Origin of the sequence: Actinoplanes sp. NPDC026619, from assembly GCF_040638295.1 — a bacterium.
In the GTDB taxonomy this organism is placed as follows: domain Bacteria; phylum Actinomycetota; class Actinomycetes; order Mycobacteriales; family Micromonosporaceae; genus Actinoplanes.
Window position 1 is genome coordinate 121,735 of sequence record NZ_JBEZYA010000023.1, and the last position, 20,854, is coordinate 142,588.

The window sequence follows — 20,854 nt, forward strand, 5'->3', positions numbered from 1 at the left end:
GCGGTCCAATATTGCACTGTCCTCCCAGTCGCCGCGTACCCCGGTGCCGATCTTGCCTGCCGAAGGCTATGCGAACAGCGCACGACCCCAGTAATCGTCACTGTCGGTGACCCCAGGAGGACAGGCGAACAACCCGCTCGAGACGTGCCGGACGTATTCGTTCATCGCGTCGTGCCGGGCGAGATTCAGCTGAATGGGTACGAAATGCGTGCGCGGGTCACGTTGGTAGGCGATGAAGAACAGGCCGGCGTTGAGCCGCCCCAGCCCGTCCGAGCCGTCCACGAAGTTGTAACCACGGCGCAGCAGATGCGCGCCCTTGTTGGTGTCCGGATGAGCGAGCCGCACGTGCGCGTCGGTGGCGATCGAGGTCGACGTGAGGTCCGGCTCGTCGAACTCCTTGCCCTGCCCGATCGGGGCACCCTCGCCCTTGGTGCGGCCGATGACGTCCTCCTGCTCGCCCAGCGAGGTGCGGTCCCAGGACTCGACCAGCATCCGGATCTTGCGGGTGACCATGTACGAGCCACCGGCCATCCACTCCGGCCCGTCCGCGGCCGGCACCCACAGGTGCTCCTCGAGCAGGTCGGACTCCTCGGCCTTGAGGTTGGCCGTGCCGTCCTTGAAGCCGAAGAGGTTGCGCGGCGTGGCCTGCGCGGTCGAGGTCGACGACGTGCGCCCGAAGCCCAGCTGCGACCAGCGCACGCTGACCACGCCCATGCCGAGGCGGGCCAGGTTGCGGATCGCATGCACCGCCACCTGCGGGTCGTTCGCGCAGGCCTGCACGCAGATGTCGCCGCCGGAGATGGCCGGGTCGATGGTGTCGCCCGGAAAGTGCGGCAGGTCGGTCAGCGCGGCCGGCTTGCGCGCGGCGAGCCCGAACCGGTCCTTGCCGGTGGCGTCACGGAACAGGGTGGGCCCGAACCCGATGGTCAGGGTGAGCCCGGCGGCGGGCAGCCCGATCGCCTCGCCGGTGTCGTCCGGCGGCGCCTCGAGGATGCCGGACACCGCGCCGACCTCGCCGGCGTCCTTGCCCGCGGTCATCCGGGCGGCCGCCGCGCTCCAGTCCTTGAGCAACTGGATCAGCTGAGCGCGGTCCTTGGTGAGCACGTCGAACGCGACGAAGTGCAGCCGGTCCTGGGCCGGCGTGACGATGCCGGCCTGCACCGGGCCGTGAAACGCCACGGCGTCGGGAACGGCGGTCGCATTTTCCGGGGAGCCGCCGCGGATAAGAGCGCCACCCACGGCGGTCGCGCCGGCGATCCCGGCCACGCCGGCGCCGGCGAGTGCGATCACTCGCCGGCGCGGGAAACCATCAGAGGACATCAGAACCTACTTCTGAGCGATAACTCCGGCGATCTTGCTGATCGGCTCGGCAAGCGCGTTGATCACGTCCGACAGGCCCTTCAGCTCGGCCTGGGTGAGCTCGTTCTGGTACTTCCAGCCGTCGCCGACGCGGTACTTCGCCAGCTCGGTGTCGACCGCGGTGAACGCGGAGTCGATCTGCTTCACCAGGTCAGGGCTGCGCTGCTCGAGGGCCGGGCGCAGGGCCGCGACCGCCGCCTGCGAGCCGTCCACGTTGGCGGCGAAGTCCCACAGGTCGGTGTGCGAGTAGCGATCCTCCTCGCCGGTGATCTTGCTGTTGGCGACCTCGTCGAGCAGCTCCTTGGCGCCGTTGGCCAGCTGCAGCGGGGACAGCTTCTCGGCCTTGGCCTTGGTGACGACCTCCTTGACGTCGGTCAGCAGCTGGTCGGCGACGGCGCCGTCCTTGCTGATGTCCTTGGTCACCCAGAGGTCCTTCTCCAGCTTGTGGAAGCCGGAGAACGGCAGCTCGGCGGTGGCGTCGTCCTCGCGACCGTCGATCTTCGGGTCGAGGTCGCCGAAGATCTCGGCCACCGGCTCGATCCGCTCGTAGTAGGTGCGGGCGATCGGGAACAGCGCCTTCGACTTCTCGATGTCGCCGCCCTTGACCGCGGTGACGAAGTCGGTGGTCTTCTCGACCAGGGCCTCACTCTGCGAGGTGATGTAGCGGCTGTAGCTCTCGGTCGCCTGGGCCAGCGCGGCGTCCTCGGTCAGCGGCGCGGCCGAGCCGGAGACGGTCAGGGCGGCCCGGATGCCGGTGCCGATCATGCCGGGCTTGCACGCGGTCTGGTACGTGCCGGCGGGCAACTCGACGCGCAGCTCACGGGAGAGGCCGGGGACGATGTTCTCGACCTCGCCCATCACCCGGTCGCCGGCGGCGTAGACGTAGAACTCGGTGACCTTGGAGCCGGAGTTGGCGACCTGGAAGACGTGGGTGCCGGCGTCGAGGCTGCTCTTGGCCACCTCGCAGGCGCTGTCCGAGGCCTTCACGGTGATCGGGCCACTGCTCGCGGTCGCCGAATCATCCGACTTGTCGCTGCAGGCGGCCAGGGCGCCGCCCAGGGTTCCGACCGCGACGAGCGCGAGGATCCGAGGGGTATTTCGCACGTATGTCTCCTAAGCCTGAGATGCGGGGGTGGGTTCGGCTTTGACAGGCTTGCGCGCCGGCCAGAGGAAAAGGAACAGGACCGGAACGAGGTAGATCACCCAGGCGACGATCTCGAGCACGCTCGGCTGGGGGGTGATGTTGAACATGCCGGCGAGCAGGGTCGCGTACCACGTGGAGGGGTCGAGCCAGCTCGCCGCGTCGTACGCCAGGTGGGAGATGCCGGGCAGGAACTGCGCCTCCTGCAGCGAGTGCACGCCGTACTTGAAGATGCCGGCGGCGACCAGGATGAGCAGCACCCCGGTCCATTTGAAGAAGACCGTCAGGTTGATCCGGACCGCGGTCGCGTACATCAGGTAGCCGATCGCGACCGCCGTAACCACGCCGCCGAGCAGGGCGAGCAGCGGGCCGCCGTTGAGGTCGGCGCCCTGCACCGCGGCGTAGAAGATCAGCGAGGTCTCCAGCCCCTCGCGAACGACCGCGAGGAAGGCCATGAAGCCGACCGCGAACGAGCCGACCGCCAGCGCGTCCTCGAGCTTGTTGCGCAGCTCACCGGCGATGCCACGGGCCGCCCGGCGCATCCAGAAGATCATCCAGGTAACGAAGCAGACCGCGGCGATCGACGTGACCGCCTCGAACGCCTCCTGCTGCTTGAAGTCCTGCAGCAGCGAGGTCTCGGTGTAGTTGAGCAGCCAGCCGAACAGGACGGAGAGCGCCACCGCCGCGATGACACCGGCCCACACCAGCTTCAGCCGGTCTTGGCGCTCCGACTTGACCAGGAACGCGATGAGGATGCTGACCACCAGAGTGGCCTCCAACCCCTCGCGCAGGCCGATGAGGTAGGTGGCGAACATGTCACTCCGTTAGCTAAGGCAGCCCTAAGTTAGGTTGGGCATACCTTAGCCAGATGAGCGGAAGGCACGTCAAGAGGGGTCCTACGATTTGTAGGTCACATGAAAAGGGCGGCCCCCGAACGGGACCGCCCGAACCAAGCCACGAATATCAGGCGGTGCGGTCGAACTCGCCCGCCCGGACACCCGCGATGAAGCCGCTCCACTGTGCCGCGGCGAACGAGAGCACGGGGCCTTCGACGTCCTTCGAGTCGCGAACCAGCACGGCCGCCGGAACGTCCGCAACCTCGACGCAGTGCCCAGCGGCACCGCTCCGAGTGCTCTTGCGCCAGGTGAGATTGGCGTCCTGCATGGCAGTCCCCTTCCAGGATTGATGCACTCCCATTGGAACTCACCTGGCCGCCGTAGCGCGGAGAGCGTCCTCCCTTTCAGCGATGGCCGTTCGGCTGTCTTCTGGCGACAATGCGCGTTTCCGCAGGTCGTCGAGTGCGTCTCGATAAACGTCGATCTCATCGGGCTTCACCCGGAAGAGACCACCGGTAAGCCCTTCGATGTGCACCACCGGGGCCCGGGTGCCCGCGGCGAAGTCCAGAACCATGAACGACTCGATCTGACCGGCGTGCGCGCCGGCCGAGAACGGCAGGATCAGAAGCTCGATTCCGGGGCGGCGGGTGTCCTCGGCCAGCCGCGACAACTGCCGCCTCAGGACGTCCCGGCCGCCGACCTCGCGATAGAGCACCGCCTCGTCCAGCACCATGTGCAAGGACGGCAGCGGCTCCCTGGTCAGCACCGCCTGCCGGGCCATCCGCAGCGCGAGCCGGTGCTGGATCACGGCCGGGTCGGCCATGTCGACGCCCCGCTCGATCACCGCATGGGCGTACTCGTCGGTCTGCAGCAGGCCCGGCACGACCTGGGCCTCCCACTCGCTGATCCGGCAGGCCTCGCCCTCCAGCGCCACGTACTCGTCGTACGGGTCCGGCACCGACGACCGGTACGGCGTCCACCAGGCCCGCTCCCGACCCCGATCGGCCAGGTCACGCAGGCGCAGGCGATCTTCGACCCGGACGCCGTAGGCGGTCAGCAGGCGGTCGAGATCGTCCTCGCTGATCGACGTGTGTGCCGTCTCGATCCGGCTGAGCTTGGACTCCGACCAGCCCAGCGCGGTAGCGACCGTCGCACCGCGACGGTCGCCTCGAAGCCGGCGCAGCTCGCTGCCGAGCTCCTGCCGCGCCGTAGAAGTAGGCCGAGCCACACCGTCACCATAAGCATGCATCCGTGTCTCTCTGCAACTTGCATCGCACACTATGCACTTGCACGCAGGTCAGGCGGCATGGAGTAATGAACGTGAACGACGGGATCACGGTAGCGGCAACTGTCGTGCCCCCGGAGAAATCGAGCCCCCGTCCGGCGGGCGGACGGGGGCTCGATCCTGCGTTGTCAGTAGCGGTAATGGTCCGGTTTGAACGGGCCCTCGACCGCCACCCCGAGGTAGGCGGCCTGCTCCTTGGTGAGCTCGGTCAACTGCACGCCGAGCGCGGCCAGGTGCAGCCGGGCCACCTTTTCGTCCAGGTGCTTGGGCAGCACATACACCCCGACCGGGTATTCCTCGGTCTTGGTGAACAGCTCGATCTGGGCGATCGTCTGGTTCGAGAAGCTGTTGCTCATCACGAACGACGGGTGGCCGGTCGCGTTGCCGAGGTTGAGCAGGCGCCCCTCGGACAGCACGATGATCGAATGCCCGTCGGCGAACTTCCACTCGTCGACCTGCGGCTTGATGGTGATCCGCGTGACATCTCCGCGCTTCGCCAGACCCGCCATATCGATCTCATTATCAAAATGACCGATATTTCCGACGATAGCCTGGTGCTTCATCTGCGCCATGTGCTCGTGGGTGATCACGTCGAAGCACCCGGTCGCGGTCACGAAGATGTCCGCGTAGGAAACCACCTCGTCGATTCGCGCGACCTGGTAGCCGTCCATCGCCGCCTGCAGCGCACAGATCGGGTCGACCTCGGTGACGATCACCCGGGCGCCCTGGCCACGCAGCGACTCGGCGCAGCCCTTGCCCACGTCGCCGTAGCCGAACACGACCGCGACCTTGCCGCCGATCAGCACGTCGGTAGCCCGGTTGATGCCGTCGATCAGTGAGTGCCGGCAGCCGTATTTGTTGTCGAACTTCGACTTGGTCACCGAGTCGTTGACGTTGATCGCCGGGAACAGCAGGGTGCCGTTCTGCTGCATCTCGTACAGCCGGTGCACGCCGGTCGTGGTTTCCTCGGTGACGCCCTTGATCGCGGCCGCCACCCGCATCCAGCGGCGGTCGTCCTCGGCGAGACTGCGCGCGAGCACGCCGAGGATCACCGCATATTCCTCGGAGTCGGCGATGTCGGCCGACGGAACCGCACCCAGCTTCTCGAACTCGGCGCCCTTGTGCACGAGCAGGGTGGCGTCACCGCCGTCGTCGAGGATCATGTTGGGACCCTCGCCGTCCGGCCACAGCAGCACCTGCTCGGTGCACCACCAGTAATCCTCGAGCGATTCGCCCTTCCACGCGTACACCGGCACGCCCCGCAGGTCCTCCGGGGTGCCGTCGGGGCCCACCGCGATCGCCGCGGCAGCGTGGTCCTGCGTCGAGAAGATGTTGCAGGAGGCCCACCGCACCTGCGCGCCGAGCGCGGTCAGAGTCTCGATCAGGACGGCGGTCTGAATGGTCATGTGCAGCGAGCCGGTGATCCGGGCGCCCCGCAGCGGCTGACCGGGCCCGTACTCCCGGCGCAGCGACATCAGGCCGGGCATCTCGTGCTCAGCCAGCTCGATCTCCTTGCGCCCGAAAGCGGCGAGTGACAGGTCCGCGACCTTGAAGTCGCCATCGGCGACCGTTTGCGGCCGGCTGGTGAGTGTCATTCATAAACTCCTAGCGCGTTGGCGGCCGTTCACTTTACGGGCAGGCTTTCTGCCAGACAAAAGCAAACACTTTTATAAGTACGCGGCCACGCGGTCACCAACCACAAATATCGACCGACCGGCCGCACGGCGCGGCCCAGCGGCAACACCGGCGCCTGCCGCGCCTTTCGGGCAGGGCGGGACTCGGCGCAGCGTCGTCTCCGAATCACGCGGGTCCAGTGCCGGGATAGCGAACGGGGCGGCAGGCCTAGACCTGCCGCCCCGTTCATCCCCCCGGTTTGGTACCGCGCGCGTCCGTGGGACCCCCCGATCACCAATGACGCTGCGTGGTTATAGATTCACACTCCGCAGTTACTCTGTCAAGCAAATCAGGAAATTTCGTATCTTGTTACTCCGCAGGGTCACTCTGAGGAACCACCCAGGGCCGTCGGCATAGCACGAACGTGTCGGCATGCGGGCCGTCTTCTCCACGAGATCCACGACGACGAGGCCACACCGCCCGCCCGGCCCCGCGCCGCACGCGAAACGCGCGGCACGCGCCGGTCATGCCGCTGCGCCGCGGTGTGCGGCCGGTCGGGCGTTATTGCGGTTGTGGACCGGGCGGCCGCGTACTCATAAAGATTTGAATTTAAGCCGGAACCGTGGCGATGAATACCTGGCCGGTGCCGGCGATTTTCAGTTTTCCGGCGTCGGCGGGCGCATAGGCGGCGTTTCCGCGGGTCAACTCGATCGGAGTGCCGTCCACCGATTCACCGATGAAAAGATCGCCCGCCGTGGCCACCATGATGCGCGGGCCCTCAGCCGGAACCTCGGTCGGCGGGCGGGTGGCGTCCACCTCGACGCGGTAGAGAACGAAATCCGGGATCGGGACCGGCCAGGTCAGCACGCCCGGGGCCACCTCGGTCGGATGCAGGATCGGGTCGTCGAGGACCTCGAAACGCAGGACCTCGAGAAGCTCGGGGACATCGACCCGCTTCGGGGTCAGGCCGCCGCGCAGGACGTTGTCGCTGGCCGCCATGAGTTCCACACCGGCGCCGTGGAGATAGGCGTGCAGGTTGCCGGCCGGCATCCAGATCGCCTCGCCGGGCTGCAGGCGGACGTGATTGAGCAGCAGCGCCACCAGCACGCCGGGGTCGCCGGGGTAGAACCTGGCAAGGCTCGTGGCCAGCTCGCTCGTCCCGGCCGCCACCACCGCCTCGACCAGCGGCTGCCGGTCGTCCGCCGGCCAGCTGAGCAGGGTCTGCACCGCGGTCGCCAGATCGCCGTCGCGCAGCGCCTGGATCACCGGCTGCAACGCGGCGATGCCGAACGCCTCGAGGTCGCCGGCGGCCGCGTGCGGGTCGCGGAACCCGCACAGCGCCTCGAACGGCGTGATCGCGACCAGCATCTCGGGCTTGTGGTTGGCGTCGGTGTAGTTCTTCGGCCGGCTCGGGTCGGCCTCCTGGCGGGCGAACGCCTCCCGGGCATATTCCAAGGACGGGTGCGCCTGCAGCGACAGCGGCGCGCCGGCCGCCAGAATCTTGAGCAGGAACGGCAAGCGCGGGCCGAAATCGGCCGCCACCTGCTCCCCCAACTGGGCCTTCGGGTTGTCGGCGATGAGCGTGGGCAGGCTGACCCCGGCGCCGTCGACCGTGACCGTGGACGGGTCGCCCGGGTGCGCGCCCAGCCACAGCTCGGCCTCGGGGGCCTCGGTGGGGCTGGGCCGCCCCTGCAGGTCGGCGATCACCGTGTGCGAGCCCCAGGCGTAGGGGCGGATGACACCGGTCAGCGGGTAGACGCTCATGGGCGGGGCTCAGCCTTTCAGTCCGGTTAAGGGTGGCCGGGCGGGGTGGTCGGATGGCAGCTAGACCGCGGTGGCCGGGGCACCCTCGGCGACCGCACCGTCGGCCGCCGCTTTCGCCTTGCGCTCGCTGAAGATGTCCGGCTCGATGTAGATCACCCGGGCGATCGGGAGCGCCTCGCGGATGCGCACCTCGGTCTCGTCGATGTGCTGCGCGAGGTCCTCGGCGCGCTCGGCCCGCGGCACCGCGATCTTCACCGCGACCAGCAGTTCTTCCGGGCCGAGGTGCAGCGTCTTCATGTGGATGATCCGCTCGATGCCGTCGCCGGCCAGGATCGCCTGCTGGATCTTCTGGACGTCCTCCGGGTTGGCGCCCTCGCCGATCAGCAGGCTCTTCGTCTCGACCGCGAGGATCGCCGCGATCGCCACCAGCAGCAGGCCGATCGCGCCGGTGCCGATGCCGTCCCAGACGCCGTCGCCGGTGGTCAGGGTGAGCACCACACCGAACAGGGCCAGCACCAGACCGATCAGGGCGCCGGCGTCCTCCAGCAGCACCACCGGCAGCTCGGGCGCCTTGGCCCGGCGCACGAAGTTGACCCAGGTGGTCTTGCCGCGGGTGTGGTTGGACTCCCTGATCGCGGTCATGAACGAATAGCCCTCGAGCGCGATCGCGATGACCAGGACCAGGATCGGGACCCACTTCCAGGCGTGGATCGGCTCCGGGTGCCGGATCTTGTGGTAGCCCTCGTAGAGCGCGAACAGGCCGCCGACGCTGAACAGCACGATCGACACGATGAACGCATAGATGTACCGCTCCCGGCCGTAGCCGAACGGGTGCTCGGGGGTGGCCCGGCGCTGCGCCTGCTTGCCGCCGATCAGCAGCAGGAGCTGGTTGCCGGAGTCGGCCACCGAGTGGATCGCCTCGGCCAGCATCGACGACGAGCCGGTGAGCAACCACGCGACGAACTTGGTGACCGCGATGCCGAGGTTGGCGGTCAGCGCCGCGACGATCGCTTTCGTGCCACCCTCGGTGCTCACTGAATTCCCTCTGGCATCGGGTTCGACAGCTCCTTCATCTCGCTGATGGCGGGCACGGCCATCGGGTCGAGTCCGTGTGCCAGAGCAAGATACAGCGAAGCGAAGTCGGGCACCGCGGTGAGCGACGCCAGCCGCTCGAGGGCCGAGCCGCCCTCGGCGGTCAGCACGTCGACGCGCACCCCGCGCCGCTCAGCCAGGGTCTGCGCCGCGTCGGCCCGGCGCTCCTCGACCGCGATCGGCTCGTCGGCGTCTTCCTCCGGGTTGAGCCCGCCGTCGCGGAACACCACGAGACGCAGCCGGGTGCCGGTGGCCTCCTCCTCGGCGTCGGGGTCGGCGAAGATGTCGCGGGACGACTCGGCCAGCCCGCCGAAGACGCCGTCGAGCAGGCCCACCCGGCCACGGCCGGCCTCGCCGAGCGCGCCGGCCATCACCGGGTAACGCGCGTTCGCGGCGAGGGTGTCGCCGAAGCGGCGGGCGGCCACGGTGGCCAGCGGGGACGAGCCCCAGACGATCGGGATCGAGCCGGCCAGCCCGAGCGCGAGCGACTTGGCCGGATTGACGAACGAGTCGGCACCAGGACGGCAGCGCTCGGCGTCGGCGTCGAGCCGGGTCGCGGTCTCGGCCAGGTCGGCCTCGTTGACCTTGACGAGGCCGATGGCCCGCGCGGCGAGCAGCACCGGCACGGTCAGGCCCCAGAGGCTGGCCCGGGCGGGCGCGCGGCGCGGCACCGGGATGAACGGCGAGCGGGCCCGCTCGGCCATCGCCTGCAGCTCGGTGTCGGGGTTGCCGATCGCGATCAGCCGGGCGCCGCGGCGCAGTGCGGCCTCGGCGGCGGCCAGCGCCTCGGGGCTGCGGCCGGAGGCGGAGACGGCGATGACCACGTCGGCGGCGCCCACCCAGCCGGGGATGCCGGCGCTGCGGTGGCCGATGATCGGCACCGGGCAGCGGTGGCCGGCCACGGTGGCCAGGATGTTGCCGGTCAGGCCGGCGGTGCCGATGCCGGCGACGACGACCGCCCGGGGGCGGCCCTCGTCGGCCAGCGCGGACAGGTCGGCCTCGGCGGCCAGGGCCGCCGACTCACGGACCTGGGCGCCGGCCGACGCGGTGGCACGCAGCATGCCGCCCGGGTCGTTGGCCAGCATCGACTTCTCGTCGTCGAGCAACGACTCGTCGGCAACGCGGTGTCCGTTGACCCCGGACGTGCCTTCCAGCGGGGTGGCCATCAGGCCTCCTTCGCGGACGGCTGCCGCGCCTCGTCGAGGAGCAGCACCGGGATGTCATCACGGATCTCGAAGATCCGGCCGCACTCCGTGCAGGTGAGCGTCTGCGCCTCCGCATCGTGGGTCAGCGGCGCATGATGCGTGTCCGGGCAGGCCAGGATGTCCAGCAACTGCGGATCGAGGGCCACCGAACGATCTCCTTTACGGGTGGTGAAAACGAGCCCTCTGATCCTACCGGCGCACGATCGCCAGCACTTCGTCCCTCAGGGATGCCATCCGGTCCGGCTTCGCGGCCTCCACGTTGAGCCGCAGCAACGGCTCGGTGTTGGAGGCTCGCAGGTTGAACCAGGAACCGTCGGCGAGCGTCACGGTCAGGCCGTCGAGCTCGTCGAACGTGGCGTCCGGGAAGGCGGCCCGGACGTCGGCGACCCGCGCCGGGACGTCGGCCACGGTGGAGTTGATCTCACCGGAGGCGGAGTATCGCTCGAACTCGGCGGCGAACTCGGACAGCGGGCGGTCCTGCCCACCGAGCGCGGCGAGCACGTGCATGGCGGCCAGCATGCCGGTGTCGGCGAACCAGAAGTCGCGGAAGTAGTAGTGCGCCGAGTGCTCGCCGCCGAAGACCGCGTTGGTGCGGGCCATCTCGGCCTTGATGAACGAGTGGCCAACCCGGCTGCGCACCGGCTTGCCGCCGTTCTCGGTGATGATCTCGGGCACCGCGGACGAGGTGATCAGGTTGTGGATGACCGTGCTGCCCGGGAACTTGGCCAGCTCGCGCTTGGCGACCAGCGCGGTGACCGCCGAGGGCGAGACCGGGTCGCCATTTTCGTCGATGACGAAGCAGCGGTCGGCGTCGCCGTCGAACGCCACGCCGATGTCGGCGCCCTGCGCCCGGATGGCCTCCTGCAGGTCGACCAGGTTCTTCGGGTCGAGCGGGTTGGCCTCGTGGTTCGGGAACGAGCCGTCGAGCTCGAAGTACATCGGGACGATCTCCAGCGGCAGGGCCGGGAGCACCTGGTCGCCGAGCACGGCCGGGACGGTGTGGCCGCCCATGCCGTTGCCGGCGTCCACGATTACCTTGAGCGGCCGGATGCCGGCGAGGTCGACCAGCGACCGCAGGTGGGCCGCGTAGTCGCGGAGCACGTCGCGGGTCTCCACCCGGTCGGGGCCGTCGGCCCCGGCGTTCAGGTCGGCGAGCAGTTCCTCGGCGCGGCGGCGGACGACGGCGAGGCCGCTGTCCTGGCCGACCGGCTTGGCACCGGCGCGGCACAGCTTGATGCCGTTGTACTGAGCCGGGTTGTGGCTGGCGGTGAACATGGCGCCGGGCAGGCCGAGCGAGCCGGAGGCGTAGTAGAGCTCGTCGGTGGAGCCCAGGCCGGTGTTGAGCACGGCCGCGCCGGCCGCGTTGGCGCCACGGGCGAACGCGGCGGCCAGGCCGGGGCCGGACTCGCGCATGTCGTGGGCGATCACGATCTGATCCGCGTCGTCGCCCGACTCGCGCAACATCTCGACGAAGGCGGTGCCGAGCGCCCGGGCCACCGACTCGTTGAACTGGTCGGGAACCGTTCCACGGACGTCGTACGCCTTGACGATCTTCGACAGATCAGACAATTCTCCCCCTCACCCCGTTGATTCCCGCTGAGAGTAGCCGAGCCAGTTCAACGACAACGTGGCAACGGGGAGCCACCACTGTTACGAGTCAGTCTTGTCGTCCGGGGTGATGCGGGTCACGATGGGTGGGACTGGAGGTGGCCCGTGCCCAACCCGTGGCTCGCCCTCGACCTCGGCACCGATCCCGCCGAACGGATCCGGCAGGTCGGGCACGCCCATGAGCGCTTCTGTTCAGGTGAGCTCAGTCTGTCCGGGGACGACCACCCGCAGAAGATCCGGTCGGTGGTGGCCGACTCGTGGCGCCGCTCGGCCGACGCGCTGGCCGGGCCGGACAGCACCGCGCCGATCGACCTGAGCGACGGCGAGCTCGAGGAATACCGCGCCGCCCACCCGCTGGCCCGGGTGCTGCCGATCTTTCGCGATCTGCTCGGCGGCCTGGCCGACGACGGCGATCACCTGATGGCGGTCTGCGACGCGTACGGGCGGCTGCTCTGGGTCGAGGGGGCCGCGTCCATGCTGCGCGGGGCCGAGCCGATGAACTTCGTGCCGGGAGCACGCTGGGACGAGGCGCACGCCGGCACCAATGCCCCGGGCACCGCGCTGGCCATCGACCACCCGTTGCAGATCTTCGCGACCGAGCACTTCAGCCGCCCGGTGCAGCGGTGGACGTGCGCGGCCGCGCCGATCCACGACCCGGCGACCGGCCGGCTGCTCGGCGCGATCGACGTGACCGGGGGCGACCACCTGGCCAACCCGCACAGCCTGGCCCTGGTGCGGGCAACCGCGCTGGCCGCCGAGGCCTACCTGGGCAGTCGCCGCACGCCGCACGCCGGCGCCGGGCGGGTCACCGCGCTCGGCCGGAACGAGGCCACGCTCACCTTCGGCGGCGGGCTGCAGCGGCTCGGTCGACGGCATTCGGAACTGGTCGTGCTGCTCCTGGCGCACCCGGAAGGGCGTACCGGCGAGGAACTTGGATTTGATCTTTATGGCGACGAGGTCAGCCCGGTGACCGTGCGCGCCGAGCTGTCCCGGCTGCGCCGCACGCTCGGCCCGGAGCTGCTCGAGTCGCGTCCCTACCGGCTGCGCGCCGACCTGGACTCCGACTTCCGCACCGCGATCCGGCTGCTGGAGCGCGGCCGGGTGGCGGAGGCATTGGAGGAATACGCCGGGCCGCTGCTGCCGGGCTCGGACGCGCCCGGCATCACCCGGCTGCGCAACCTCGTCGACGGGCAGATGCGCGCCGCCGTGCTGGCCAGTCGCGACCGCGCCCTGATGCGCACCTGGCTGCACAACCCTTGGGGCGCCGATGACCTGGAGATGTGGGAGGCCTATGCGAAACAGCTCCCGCACGGCGCCCCGGCCCGGCCGCTCGCGCTCAACCGGGTCCGCCAGCTGGCCGCGGAATACGGTCTTGCAACGTCGTTGCAACGTGGCCGTAACTAGCTTGGCCCGTACCTAGCCCGTGCAGGTACGGAGGCCACGCCATGACCACATACTCCCCGCCCGGTTCCGACGGCTCGATCGTCAGCTACCAGTCCCGCTACGACCATTTCATCGGCGGCGAGTACGTCGCACCGGCCAAAGGTCAGTACTTCGAGAACCCGACGCCGGTAACCGGTGAGAACTTCACCGAGATCGCCCGGGGCACCGCCGACGACGTGGAGCGGGCGCTCGACGCCGCGCACGGCGCCGCCGACGCGTGGGGCCGCACCTCGGTCGCCGAACGGGCCAACATCCTCAACAAGATCGCCGACCGGATGGAGGCGAACCTCGAGAAGCTCGCGGTCGCCGAGGCCTGGGAGAACGGCAAGCCGGTCCGCGAGACCCTGGCCGCCGACATCCCGCTCGCGATCGACCACTTCCGCTACTTCGCGGGTGCGATCCGGGCCCAGGAGGGCACCGCCGGCGAGATCGACGACGACACCATCGCCTACCACTTCCACGAGCCGCTGGGCGTGGTCGGCCAGATCATCCCGTGGAACTTCCCGATCCTGATGGCGGTCTGGAAGCTGGCCCCGGCCCTGGCCGCCGGCAACTGCGTCGTCCTGAAGCCGGCCGAGCAGACCCCGGCCTCGATCCACTACCTGATCTCGATCATCGGCGACCTGCTGCCGCCGGGCGTCCTGAACATCGTGAACGGCTTCGGCGTGGAGGCCGGCAAGCCGCTGGCCAGCTCGAAGCGGATCGCCAAGATCGCGTTCACCGGCGAGACCACGACCGGCCGCCTCATCATGCAGTACGCCTCGGAGAACCTGATTCCGGTCACCCTCGAACTGGGCGGCAAGAGCCCGAACATCTTCTTCGAGGACGTCAGCCGGCTCGACGACGACTTCTACGACAAGTCGCTCGAGGGCTTCTCGATGTTCGCGCTCAATCAGGGCGAGGTCTGCACCTGCCCGTCCCGCGCGCTCATCCAGCAGAGCATCTACCAAGACTTCCTCTCCGCCGGCGTGAAGCGGGTGGAGAACATGAAGCAGGGCAACCCGCTCGACACCGACACCCAGGTCGGCGCGCAGGCGTCCAACGACCAGCTCGAGAAGATCCTGTCCTACCTGGACATCGGCCGGCAGGAGGGTGCGAAGGTGCTGACCGGTGGCGCCCGCGCCGACCTCGGTGGCGCCCTGTCCGGCGGCTACTACGTGCAGCCGACGATCTTCGAGGGCAACAACTCCATGCGGATCTTCCAGGAGGAGATCTTCGGGCCGGTCGTGTCGGTGACCTCGTTCAACGACTACGCCGACGCGATCAAGATCGCCAACGACACGCTCTACGGACTCGGCGCCGGCGTGTGGACCCGGGACATCAACACGGCGTACCGGGCCGGTCGGGCGATCAAGGCCGGTCGGGTGTGGACGAACTCGTACCACCTCTACCCGGCGCACGCCGCGTTCGGTGGCTACAAGCAGTCCGGCATCGGCCGGGAGAACCACAAGATGATGCTGGACCACTACCAGCAGACGAAGAACCTGCTGGTGTCGTACAGCCCGAAGGCCATGGGCTTCTTCTAGGCCATGCCTGCCACCAGGGTTGACGTGACCCCCGCCGCTGCCGACATGATGCGGCAGCTGCGGGGGCAGCACGGTCCACTGATGTTCCACCAGTCCGGCGGGTGCTGCGACGGCAGCTCGCCGATGTGCTACCTGGAGGGCGAATTCCGCACCGGCCAGTCCGACGTGCTGCTCGAATCCCTCAAGATCGACGGAGTGGACGAGCCGATCACGTTCTGGATGTCCGGCTCGCAATTCGAGCTGTGGAAGCACACCCACCTGACGGTGGACGTGGTCCCGGGGCGCGGCGCCGGCTTCTCGCTGGAGGCACCCGAGGGCGTACGTTTCCTGATCCGTTCACGCCTGCTCACCACCGAAGAGCTGGCCGAGTTGTCCTAATTGCTGAGTTCCGGGTACGGGTCGTCGCGCAGTCGGCTGAACAGCACGCCGTCGCGCCACTGCCCGGCCTGGAATTCCGATGCCCGGATCACCCCTTCCTCCCGGAACCCAGCCTTGAGCAGCGCCTTCCGCTCGGCCACGTTCTCCGGTTGAGTGCCCGCCTGAACTCTCTGCACCGGCCAATGGTCGAAGACGTACGCCGTGAGCAGCGCCTGCGCCCGCCAGCCGATCCCCCGGCCCCAGTAGGCCGGCAGCAGCGCGCACCCGATCTCGTAGTAGTCACCCCGGATGCCGTAGCGGCCCTTGAGGTACGAGACGAAGCCGGCCGCCTCGCCGTCCACGTCCACCATGAGCCGCTCGTCGGCTCGGATCGGGCGCAGCCGGATTTTCATCCGTCCAGGATGGCCGGTTTGATCCTTGCGCGCCGCCCCTACGTTTCTCTAGGTGGGCCGAGCGGCGGATGGCGTCCGACCCGATACGCGTGAAAGATCGGGATTGCTGGATTTGTCAGGGATCGACGAGTGAATTAGCTCCCTGAAATGTGCCGAACGGGGGTCACGAGTGGCGGTGGGCCGGTTTCAGCGGGCACTGTCGCTATTCGAGATACCTGGGGAGGTTTTGATGCGGTTGTCGCGGTCCAAGAAGCTGGTTCTGTTCGGCGTGGCCCTGGTGATGGTGGGTCTGGCCGGCAGGGCTTCAGCGGACACGACCCCCTCGGCGGCCCCGGCCCCGGCCCCGGCGACGTCGTCAGCCACGCCGGCCGCCAAGCCAGCCACCAAACCGGCGCCCAAGCCGACGAAGCCGAAGCCGAAGCCGACGAAGCCGGCCACGGTCAAGGCCGGCGCACACAAAACGGGCGGGCCGGCCGGCAGCAAGATGACCACCGGCACCAAGGGCGTGGCGCTGACCTTCGACGACGGCCCCGATCCGGCCCAGACGCCGAAGATCCTCAAGCTGCTCGCCCAGAACCACATCCACGCCACGTTCTGCCTGGTCGGCCAGAACGTGCAGAAGCACCCCGAGCTGGTCCGGCAGATCGTCGCCGGCGGCCACACCCTGTGCAACCACACCTGGAACCACAACCTGAAGCTCGGCAAGCAGCCGGCCGCACAGATCAAGGCGGACCTGGCCCGCACCAACGCGGCGATCCGCAAGGCGGTGCCGAACGCGCAGATCCGGTTCTTCCGCGCCCCCGGCGGCAACTTCACGCCCGGCGTGGTCGCGGTGGCCAAGCAGCTCGGCATGACCTCGCTCTACTGGAAGGTCGATCCGCGCGACTGGGACCACCCGAAGGGCGAGACCGCCGCCCAGCACCGGGCGCGGGTAATCGCCCAGGTCGAGAAGCGGACGCACGCCGGGTCGATCGTGCTCTCGCACGACTATGCCCAGCCGGACACCATCGCGGCCTACCGGACGCTGATCCCGTGGCTGAAGAAGCGTTACCGCCTGATCGGGCTCTAGTGCGCCGGGGGAATCACTCGTAGGTGACCGCGGCGGCCGGTCTGGTGGCCGGGGAGTTCCTGCTCGTCGCCGCGCGGCGGCGGGGCCGGCGGCCGGGCGGCCTCGCGCACGGCGTCGGCGAGGGCGACCAGGTCGTCGGTGGTGGGGGGCGGAGGCGCGAAATCGCCGTCGTGACGCACCAGGTCCCAGCCTCGGGGGGCGGTGAGGCTGCGGGCGTGCGGCTCGCACAGGTCGTACGTGTGTGGCTCGGCGAACGCCGCCAGGGGGCCGACGACGGCGGTCGAGTCGCTGTAGACGTAGGTCAGTGTGGCGACCGCCTGTCGGGGACAGCCGTTCCGGGAGCAGCGCCGTGGGGACCTCACGCCGGGCACGTTATCGCTCCACGGGTTCACGCGTGCGCCGATACCTCGCGACACGCCGACCCACCGCGCATCACGATTCGGCCATGGCCGCCCGACACGCCGCCCCGTTGGGACGAATTCCCCGCGATGGTTTTACGGACACGCGGCGGAAACACGGCTGCCGCCGCGCACCCCCGGCGTAGGACTAGAGTTACGAGGTGACCACCAGCCCCGAGCGCCGACGCAACTCGGCCCGCAGAGACGGTCCCGGTCATCCGACCCGTCGCGACCGCCACGGCCGCGGCCTGCGCGGCCGGCTGGTGCCCGCCACGGTCCCGCTGGCCCGCACCAAGGCTGAGATCTTCGACGACCTGGTGCTCGACACGGTCGAGGGCCTCGAGCGCCGCTATGCCAAAGAGCTGGCCGGCGTCGAGTTCGCGGTGGAGGACGTGCCTCCCGATCTCAACGTCTACGACTCCGACGTGCTCGAGGACGGCGAGGTGCCGCTCGCCCGTCTTCTGCCCGGTCGCCCCGGCCGGCAGGAGCTTCCCCCTCGGATTGTGCTCTACCGCCGGCCGCTGGAATTCCGGGCGATGGACCGCGAAGACCTCGCCGACCTCGTCCACGATGTGATCATCGAGCAGGTAGCCAACTTGCTCGGGGTGGATCCGGACGATCTCTCTTAAGCGACTCGCCGCTTCAACTTGCGGCGTTCACGCTCGGACAGTCCGCCCCAGATTCCGAAGCGCTCGTCGTGTCCCAGTGCGTATTCCAGGCACTCCCCCTTGACCTCGCACCGGCCACAGATCCGCTTCGCCTCCCTCGTGGATCCGCCCTTTTCCGGAAAGAAAGCTTCCGGATCAGTCTGCGAACACAGCGCCCGCTCCTGCCACTCGGGCGCGTCCCCGAGCAGGTCTACCCCTTCAACCTGCGCTTCCATCGGCGTGCCTCCCAATTTCCGCGCCGGCATCGCTGCCGGCGCTGACCCCCCACGCACGCGGCGTGTTTTTTGTGGCCGGACGCGAAAATTTCGAAGCGTCCATGCCACAACCCCACCGAAATTACACGCGTGTAAGACGTGCGTCGTCAAGCCGAACCTGATAAATAGGCCCGTTTCCCCGGCGCGCCTTCGGCGCGTCGTGGTCCCGTTCCTGCCCTATCTCTCAGGAGCCACGCAGGGTTACGCCACCCTGGCGCGTCACGTCCAATTTAACCCGATTTGTGACCTTGTAACCAAGGTCCAATCGGATGGGGTGATCAACCTGACAGGGTGACTACCGACGGCCGTACACAGTCGTTCTCTCCACCGCCGGCCGTCCGGCCGCCGCGGCAAGCTCCTTGAGCTCGGCAACCGTCCGCGCCGAGCCGTGTTCCGAGCCCGCCATCCGGGAGATCGTTTCCTCCATCAGGGTGCCGCCGAGGTCGTTGCAACCGCTGTTGAGCATTACCCGGGTACCCTCGTCGCCAAGCTTCACCCAGGAGCACTGAATGTTGTTGATCCGGCCGTGCAGCAGAACCCGGGACATCGCGTGCACCACCCGGTTCTCCCGCCAGGTCGGGCCGGGGCGGGCGATGCCGGCCAGGTAGATCGGCGCGTTGGTGTGGATGAACGGCAGCGCCACGAACTCGGTGAAACCACCGGTCACGTCCTGGATCCCGGCCAGCACCCGGAAGTGGCCGAGCCACTGGCGGGGGTGGTCGACATGGCCGTACATCATCGTCGAACTTGATCTGATGCCCACCTGATGGGCCGTGGTGACCACGTCGATCCAGGTGCTGGCCGGCAGCTTGCCCTTGGTCAGCACCCAGCGCACGTCGTCGTCCAGGATCTCGGCGGCAGTGCCGGGGATGGTGTCGAGGCCGGCCTCGTGCAGCTCGGTCAGCCACTCCCGGATCGGCACGCCGGCCTTCGAGGCGGCCGTGACGATCTCCATCGGCGAGTACGCGTGGACGTGCATGCCGGGCACCCGCTGCTTCACCGCGCGCACCAGATCGGCATACGCCGTGACCGGCATCTTCGGGTCGATGCCGCCCTGCATGCAGACCTCGGAGGCGCCGTCCTGCCAGGCCTGCTCGGCCCGGTCGGCGACCTGCTCGACCGACAGGCGATAGGCGTCGGCGTCCTGCTCCCGCTGGGCGAACGCGCAGAACCGGCAGCCGACGTAACAGATGTTGGTGAAGTTGATGTTCCGGTTCACCACGTACGTGATGTCGTCGCCGTTGACCTCCTTGCGCAGGTCGTCGGCGATGCGGGCGAGTTCGTCGAGGGCGCTGCCGTCCGCGTTGAACAGGGCCATCGCCTTGTCCTCGTGCTCCGGGAGGAGGAGCGCGGCCGGGTTCTCCGACGCCAGCTTGAGCCCGGCCAGCACGTCGGTCGGCAGCGAGATCGTCGCGTCGGTGGTGATGTGGGCGGCGACCTCTTTCCAGTCGCCGTAGACCTCATCGAAGTCGGAGCGGCGGTCTTCGGTGCGGCCGGTGGTGTCGATCGTGGCAAAAAGATCGGTGCGGCCCATGCCGTACGCGTCATCGGGCTCCTGCCAAGGTTTTCCCGTCACCTCGGCGTCTTCCCTGGCCAGACCGTCACTGTCGGCCAGCGCGGCTACGTGGGCCATCAGACGCGGGTCCAGCCAGCCCTCGTTGGCGCGCTTCACGTACTCCGGGTAGATCGTCAACCGCTCCCGCAGCACAAAACCGGCATCAGCCGATTTTTCGCGAAGAAGGTCGATCTGCGGCCACGGGCGCTCCGGGTTGACGTGGTCGGGGGTCACCGGGGAGACGCCGCCCCAGTCGTCGATGCCGGCCCGCAGGAGCAGCTCGAACTCCGTGTCGATCAGGTTCGGCGGAGCCTGGATGCGGGCGCGGGGGCCCAGGATGATCCGTGCCACCGCCACCGTCGCGGCCAGCTCACGCAGCTCCGCGTCGGGCATCCCGCGCATCGCCGTGTCCGGCTTCGCGCGGAAGTTCTGGATGATCACCTCTTGGATGTGGCCGAACTCCCGGGCGGTGCGCCGCATCGCGAACAGCGAGTCGGCCCGCTCGGCCCGGGTCTCGCCGATGCCGATCAGGATGCCGGTGGTGAACGGGACGCCCACCCGGCCGGCGTCGTCGAGCACCCGCAGGCGCACCGCCGGCTCTTTGTCCGGCGAGCCGTAGTGCGGGCCGCCCGGCTCGGACCAGAGCCGGGTCGCGGTGGTCTCCAGCATCATGCCCATGCTCGGCGCGACCGGCTTCAGTCGCTGCAGCTCATCCCAGCTCAGCACGCCCGGGTTGAGATGCGGCAGCAGACCGGTCTCCTCCAGCACCGCGATCGCGCAGGCACGCACGTAGTCGAGGGTGGAGTCGTAACCGCGCTCGTCCAGCCACTGGCGCGCGGCCGGCCAGCGCTCCTCCGGCCGGTCGCCCAGCGTGAACAGCGCTTCCTTGCAGCCCTGCGCGGCGCCCTGCCGGGCGATCTCGAGGACCTCGTCGCGCTCCAGGAACGCCGCCGGCAGGCGATGCGGCACGGTGGCGAACGTGCAGTAGTGGCATCGGTCGCGGCAGAGCCGCGTCAGCGGGATGAAAACCTTGCGGGAGTACGTCACGACGCCCTCGCGACCGGCCAGGCGCAGGCCCGCGTCCCGGATGCCGCCGGCGATCGCCAGCAAGTCGTCGAGCGGGTCACCGGTGGCCGCCAGCAGCGCGGCAGCTTCCTCGGCGTCGATGGCCTTGCCGTCGGCGGCGCGGCGCAGAGCGCGTCGGATGCTCGCCTCGGTCGGAACCGGTTCCTCGTTGACCTTTACCACGCAGTGCAGCCTAGGCCGG

The 20,854-nt window shown here is 69.0% G+C and carries 20 protein-coding genes; 5 read left to right on the top strand and 15 right to left on the bottom strand.

Annotated elements, in window-relative coordinates; all coding sequences use genetic code 11:
• Positions 1-66 precede the first annotated feature (66 nt).
• The 11 genes from efeB to AB0E90_RS38425 all read right to left on the bottom strand — a co-directional run bounded on the left by efeB (position 67) and on the right by AB0E90_RS38425 (position 11,865).
• The gene (efeB, locus tag AB0E90_RS38375; RefSeq protein ID WP_360416847.1) at positions 67-1,320 is read right to left on the bottom strand and encodes an iron uptake transporter deferrochelatase/peroxidase subunit; all 1,254 of its coding nucleotides are present in this window, start codon (positions 1,318-1,320) and stop codon (positions 67-69) included.
• A gap of 6 nt (positions 1,321-1,326) precedes the next feature.
• Positions 1,327-2,418, bottom strand: a complete 1,092-nt coding sequence (efeO, locus tag AB0E90_RS38380; RefSeq protein ID WP_360416948.1) for an iron uptake system protein EfeO — start codon at positions 2,416-2,418, stop codon at positions 1,327-1,329.
• Between the two features lie 54 nt (positions 2,419-2,472).
• A complete protein-coding gene (gene efeU / locus AB0E90_RS38385) occupies positions 2,473-3,315 on the bottom strand; it encodes an iron uptake transporter permease EfeU (protein ID WP_360416849.1) in 843 nt (280 codons plus the stop codon).
• A 148-nt stretch (positions 3,316-3,463) separates the two neighbouring features.
• Positions 3,464-3,664, bottom strand: coding sequence for a DUF397 domain-containing protein (locus tag AB0E90_RS38390; RefSeq protein ID WP_360416851.1), 201 nt, complete (start codon positions 3,662-3,664; stop codon positions 3,464-3,466).
• Positions 3,665-3,703: 39 nt separating this feature from the next.
• Positions 3,704-4,564 (bottom strand): helix-turn-helix transcriptional regulator, encoded by an 861-nt coding sequence (locus tag AB0E90_RS38395; protein ID WP_360416853.1) that lies wholly within the window; start codon positions 4,562-4,564, stop codon positions 3,704-3,706.
• Positions 4,565-4,749: 185 nt separating this feature from the next.
• Positions 4,750-6,216, bottom strand: coding sequence for an adenosylhomocysteinase (gene ahcY / locus AB0E90_RS38400; RefSeq protein WP_360416855.1), 1,467 nt, complete (start codon positions 6,214-6,216; stop codon positions 4,750-4,752).
• 628 nt (positions 6,217-6,844) lie between these two features.
• Positions 6,845-7,999, bottom strand: coding sequence for a mannose-6-phosphate isomerase, class I (gene manA / locus AB0E90_RS38405; protein ID WP_360416857.1), 1,155 nt, complete (start codon positions 7,997-7,999; stop codon positions 6,845-6,847).
• Between the two features lie 60 nt (positions 8,000-8,059).
• Positions 8,060-9,034: a cation diffusion facilitator family transporter gene (locus tag AB0E90_RS38410; RefSeq protein ID WP_360416860.1), complete on the bottom strand. Its 975-nt coding sequence runs from the start codon at positions 9,032-9,034 to the stop codon at positions 8,060-8,062.
• Positions 9,031-10,257: an SIS domain-containing protein gene (locus tag AB0E90_RS38415; protein ID WP_360416863.1), complete on the bottom strand. Its 1,227-nt coding sequence runs from the start codon at positions 10,255-10,257 to the stop codon at positions 9,031-9,033. Before AB0E90_RS38415 ends, AB0E90_RS38410 begins: the two co-directional genes overlap by 4 nt.
• The gene (locus AB0E90_RS38420; RefSeq protein WP_203802376.1) at positions 10,257-10,442 is read right to left on the bottom strand and encodes a Trm112 family protein; all 186 of its coding nucleotides are present in this window, start codon (positions 10,440-10,442) and stop codon (positions 10,257-10,259) included. The genes AB0E90_RS38415 and AB0E90_RS38420 overlap by 1 nt, the downstream gene beginning before the upstream one ends.
• 43 nt (positions 10,443-10,485) lie before the next feature.
• Positions 10,486-11,865 carry a phosphomannomutase/phosphoglucomutase gene (locus AB0E90_RS38425; protein WP_360416866.1) on the bottom strand — a complete coding sequence of 460 codons (1,380 nt, stop codon included), beginning with the start codon at positions 11,863-11,865 and terminating at the stop codon, positions 10,486-10,488.
• Positions 11,866-12,009: 144 nt separating this feature from the next.
• Here AB0E90_RS38425 and AB0E90_RS38430 point away from each other — a divergent pair, with 144 nt between their 5' ends.
• Genes AB0E90_RS38430 through AB0E90_RS38440 form a run of 3 tightly spaced genes read left to right on the top strand, consistent with a single transcriptional unit; the run spans position 12,010 to position 15,251 of the window.
• On the top strand, positions 12,010-13,308 hold the full coding sequence (locus tag AB0E90_RS38430) for a GAF domain-containing protein (protein WP_360416868.1): 1,299 nt from the start codon (positions 12,010-12,012) through the stop codon (positions 13,306-13,308).
• Between the two features lie 41 nt (positions 13,309-13,349).
• A complete protein-coding gene (adh, locus tag AB0E90_RS38435; RefSeq protein ID WP_360416870.1) occupies positions 13,350-14,873 on the top strand; it encodes an aldehyde dehydrogenase in 1,524 nt (507 codons plus the stop codon).
• Between the two features lie 3 nt (positions 14,874-14,876).
• Positions 14,877-15,251, top strand: a complete 375-nt coding sequence (locus AB0E90_RS38440; protein ID WP_360416872.1) for a DUF779 domain-containing protein — start codon at positions 14,877-14,879, stop codon at positions 15,249-15,251.
• On the opposite strand, the gene AB0E90_RS38445 is transcribed toward AB0E90_RS38440, so the two are convergent.
• On the bottom strand, positions 15,248-15,643 hold the full coding sequence (locus tag AB0E90_RS38445) for a GNAT family protein (RefSeq protein ID WP_360416875.1): 396 nt from the start codon (positions 15,641-15,643) through the stop codon (positions 15,248-15,250). The two genes, AB0E90_RS38440 and AB0E90_RS38445, sit on opposite strands and share 4 nt — an antisense overlap.
• Positions 15,644-15,872: 229 nt before the next feature.
• On the opposite strand from AB0E90_RS38445, the gene AB0E90_RS38450 reads away from it, so the two are divergent.
• Positions 15,873-16,712: a polysaccharide deacetylase family protein gene (locus AB0E90_RS38450; RefSeq protein ID WP_360416877.1), complete on the top strand. Its 840-nt coding sequence runs from the start codon at positions 15,873-15,875 to the stop codon at positions 16,710-16,712.
• Here AB0E90_RS38450 and AB0E90_RS38455 read toward each other — a convergent pair.
• The gene (locus tag AB0E90_RS38455; RefSeq protein WP_360416879.1) at positions 16,709-17,074 is read right to left on the bottom strand and encodes a DUF3499 domain-containing protein; all 366 of its coding nucleotides are present in this window, start codon (positions 17,072-17,074) and stop codon (positions 16,709-16,711) included. The two genes, AB0E90_RS38450 and AB0E90_RS38455, sit on opposite strands and share 4 nt — an antisense overlap.
• Positions 17,075-17,373: 299 nt before the next feature.
• Between AB0E90_RS38455 and AB0E90_RS38460 the strand changes: the two genes are divergently transcribed.
• Positions 17,374-17,739 (top strand): metallopeptidase family protein, encoded by a 366-nt coding sequence (locus AB0E90_RS38460; RefSeq protein WP_360416950.1) that lies wholly within the window; start codon positions 17,374-17,376, stop codon positions 17,737-17,739.
• Here AB0E90_RS38460 and AB0E90_RS38465 read toward each other — a convergent pair.
• Both AB0E90_RS38465 and AB0E90_RS38470 read right to left on the bottom strand, forming a co-directional pair.
• Positions 17,736-17,993, bottom strand: a complete 258-nt coding sequence (locus tag AB0E90_RS38465; protein WP_203802391.1) for a WhiB family transcriptional regulator — start codon at positions 17,991-17,993, stop codon at positions 17,736-17,738. The two genes, AB0E90_RS38460 and AB0E90_RS38465, sit on opposite strands and share 4 nt — an antisense overlap.
• A gap of 334 nt (positions 17,994-18,327) precedes the next feature.
• Entirely contained in the window at positions 18,328-20,835 is a 2,508-nt protein-coding gene (locus AB0E90_RS38470) for a bifunctional FO biosynthesis protein CofGH (RefSeq protein WP_360416881.1), read from the bottom strand.
• Between the last annotated feature and the right edge of the window lie 19 nt (positions 20,836-20,854).